Raw genomic sequence first — 3591 nt, 5'->3', positions numbered from 1 at the left:
TGACGGTTTGTTGATCCAAACGGCATCAGGGAGTAACATCGGTTTCGGTATCCTTCCCTTAAACCGTTCAGGGTGTCTTTCATAAGCATCCATAAGCACCTCTTCACGGTTTTCAATAATACGGGCAGCCCTTCCGTAATGGACATCTTCAGGTGTTAAAAGACCTAACCCGGAATGATAATGTTCTGTATTGTACCAGGGAAAGAAGGTCTGAGAGAATGCCCTGGCATCTTCAATGGAACCGAACCTGTCGGGGAACTCAGGTCTGTATTTCATGGTTTTGAACTGAGATTCAGAATATGGATTATCATTACTGACTGAAGGCCTTGAATGACTTTTGGTAACACCGAGATCGGCGAGCAGAAAGGCCACTGGTTTTGATGTCATGCTTGATCCTCTGTCTGCATGGATCAAAAGCTGACCCGGTTGAATTGATTGTTTCTTGATAGTCTCTTCAATCAGCTTACGGGCAAGAACGGCCAGTTCTCTATGCGCTACCATCCATCCCACCACATAGCGACTGAATATGTCGAGGATTACATAGAGATAATAATAGGTCCACTTTACCGGTCCCTTCAATTTTGTAATATCCCATGACCAGACTTGGTTCTGTACTGTTGCAAGAAGCTCCGGTTTTGTATAGTGAGGACGGAGCAGCTGATTTCTTCTCTCTTTTATCTCTCCTTCCTTTTCCATGATCCGGTACATAGTGCGGATAGAGCAGATATATTTGTTTTCATCAAGAAGCTTTGCATAGATCTCCTGAGGGGCTTTATCGATAAAACGGTCCTCATGAAGGACATCAAGTACCTCACTTCGTTCAGAAGCAGAAAGGGCAAGAGGGGGTACGGGACGAATCATCTTTCCTGTTGTCGGAACTTTCCATCGATAGAAACCGGCACGGGATACAGCAAGGGCGGTACAGGCTGCACGTATACCTACCTCATCTCCCAATGCAATAATCGTATTCATGATTTCTCCTCGCTGTCGCCTTTCAGGAGTTCGGCCACTTTCCTAAGAAACTTCAGCACCAATCGTTACCGGAATTGGGTTGGCAATAAGCTCATATCCCAGTCGTTTAGCTCTCTTTTTGAGATTCGACAGCACCCGGTTACGGTACTGGGCCTCGTAGTATTCGACTCCCGGCTCAACATAGTTCCTGCCGTACTTCATCATTGAGTAAAAAAGGATTGCAATTTTCCTTGCAGTGGCTATAACAGCCTTTGCCTTTCCTATTCTGGCAGCCAGTCTTCTGTAGAAAGCTCCTAATGCTGTTTCTGTTTTTCCGACATTTACTGCAGCTATCCGCAAGAGGGTGGTGGCTCTGTTTTTTGTTCGCCCTGTTTTGCTTGATAAGATTTTACCGCCCGATTTCTTGTTTCCGGGGGACAGAGATAGCCAAGATGTAAAGTGTTTTTCCGTAGGCCACTTCGTCATGTCATCTCCGCACTCTCCGATAAGCCTAAGGGCTGTATAGGGACCAAAGCCGTTTATCTGTGTCAGGTCTACTCCTGTTAGCGTATACAGTAAGCTGCGCACCGCAAAGCCAGGTTCATGATTTGACTTATTTCTGGACCTGGCCCCGGGTAAAGGAATATCTGCGGGTATCTTATTCTGGTTCAGTTTTGCCATAACCTTTTCTATCCGGACATCACATTCTTTGATACGTTCTTCGTAAAAGTTCCGGAGTTCAACTGCCTGCTTCAATGCAAAGACATGTTCTTCGCGATAATTTCCAGTAAGTGCCGCAGCTATGGTTTCCTCGGACTCCTTGCATCTGATGTCCCTGTGGGCGGCCAATGTGGTTGCGTCTCGTTCTCCATCGAGAATGTCCCGAATAATTCTCATGCCAGTTGCACCTGTTATGTCTGACACCACATGGTGAAGCTGTACGTTCATCTGCATAAGGGCTTTCTGCATGTGCTGGATGTGGGCAGAAGAATATTCGATCAGTCGCTCCCTGTGGCGTAAATAGGCACGAAGGGTTGCGATATGCTCGCCGGGACGGAAACTTGCCCTTAATAATCCGAATTGATGTAATTTCTGGAGCCATTGAGCGTCGTTGTAATCGGTTTTCCGTCCAGGCACCTGTTTTACCTCGCGGGCATTTACCAGGATTACCTCAAAACCGTCTGATTCGAGGATTTCAAAAACAGGAATCCAGTACACCCCGGTAGACTCCATGGCAACGGATGTTATACCTATCTCGCGCAGCCATTGTGAAAGCCTGCGGAGATCTGTGGTAAAGCTTCGGAATTTCCTGACAGGTACAGAATCATGTTCCGGTGATACGGCAACAATGTGAAATGTAGCGCCGATGTCAATTCCGGCAGCATCAGGATGCACAACAGAAAATGCAACAGAACCCTTTTTTGATGTCATATTACCTCCAGTCATAAAATATATTGGGAGGTGAAATGAAAACTATATTACTTTCCTAAACGGGATCGCTTGAACGTCACCAATATCAAGGACACTTTCATTCCTGGACCACGTTTTTTTACGGGTAAAAACACCAATAAGTGGACGGTCTCTCCTCCCCTATCGAGTATATCAAAACAAGTTTCTATTGTCACAGGGAAAGGTAATTACATTTAAGATTGTTTTTTTGGACATCAATAATCAATTCAGCATGCTTGAGCTTATGCGTAAGCTTTGCATTCTCCCGTTCCAGTTCTACAATACGACGGGCATGCGGATCGGGTCTTTTAGCAAGAGGTCCTCTCTTCTTCGGAATGAGACCCTGATTGATCTGGCGTCTCCACGATGTAAGGTTCGAATAATAGAGCCCTTCACGGCGCAAAAGCGCACCGAGCTGTCCTTGTTGGGTACAGGCTTCTGCCTCTTTAAGAATGCGGAGCTTAAATGCTGCAGTAAATTTCCGGCGTACTGCTTTCTCAGTAACTTCGGGATCAGGGACTGCTCTGATACCGGATTCCTTTTGTACTATACTGCTCTTTGCTGTCATTAAATTTTTCCCTTCCATTCTATTTCTCCTTCCCGCCCTTTGAGTCTAAACTATTGGGTGGAAAGTGTCTCACTTATATTGACACAGAGGGCTATGCCTCCGTGAGAGCAGAGAATGGTCAGGTTTTCTTTTTTAGTTATATCATATTCAATGAGCCCCTTTATTGTCTTGATACTCTGTGGTTGTATAAATATCCCTGGTAAGACCTCTATCCGATGTTCCATGTCTGTCTCCTTTTAAGTTTACTGTGCTTCTCATATAAAGCTGTTACTTCTTATCAATAAAGCCCATCTATGGAGTTAAATCAACTTATTTTCAAATGATAATGTGGTAGAAATACCGGCAAGATTCTTTGTGAGAACTATTGTCATCACTTCTTTTACAACAGCATAAATCTCAGGGTCTTTACTTCCCCTGGGACCAGCAACATTAAGTATCTGTATGTTGTTTTCTTTTACCCAATGCAATATTTCATTTACAGCTTCATCGACTGAAAGTTTCGTCATATTCAAATGAAGACTTGGCTTGCTATGTTTCTTTGCATACTGAAATGTTCTTAAAGAGCCGCCCGATAAAGAACCATGAGAGAAAATTGCTGTGCCATCGGAATCGATCACTTTCTG

The 3591-nt window shown here is 44.5% G+C and carries 4 protein-coding genes and 1 pseudogene; all 5 read right to left on the bottom strand.

The features are described 5' to 3' along the window. Positions 1-987: pseudogene (locus Q7J27_05480) on the bottom strand (IS3 family transposase). Between the two features lie 27 nt (positions 988-1014). Further along, positions 1015-2382, bottom strand: coding sequence for an IS110 family transposase (locus Q7J27_05475; protein MDO9528597.1), 1368 nt, complete (start codon positions 2380-2382; stop codon positions 1015-1017). A gap of 190 nt (positions 2383-2572) precedes the next feature. Next, positions 2573-2986 carry a transposase gene (locus Q7J27_05470; GenBank protein MDO9528596.1) on the bottom strand — a complete coding sequence of 138 codons (414 nt, stop codon included), beginning with the start codon at positions 2984-2986 and terminating at the stop codon, positions 2573-2575. A gap of 32 nt (positions 2987-3018) precedes the next feature. Continuing rightward, positions 3019-3192, bottom strand: coding sequence for a hypothetical protein (locus tag Q7J27_05465; GenBank protein MDO9528595.1), 174 nt, complete (start codon positions 3190-3192; stop codon positions 3019-3021). A 75-nt stretch (positions 3193-3267) separates the two neighbouring features. Next, positions 3268-3591, bottom strand: a 324-nt coding sequence (locus tag Q7J27_05460; protein MDO9528594.1) for a putative molybdenum carrier protein, incomplete at its 5' end; no start/stop codon positions are given.

The organism is Syntrophales bacterium, from assembly GCA_030655775.1.
Taxonomy (GTDB): domain Bacteria; phylum Desulfobacterota; class Syntrophia; order Syntrophales; family JADFWA01; genus JAUSPI01.
The sequence above is the reverse complement of the archived record's forward strand: the minus strand, read 5'-3'. Positions and strand labels throughout refer to the sequence as shown.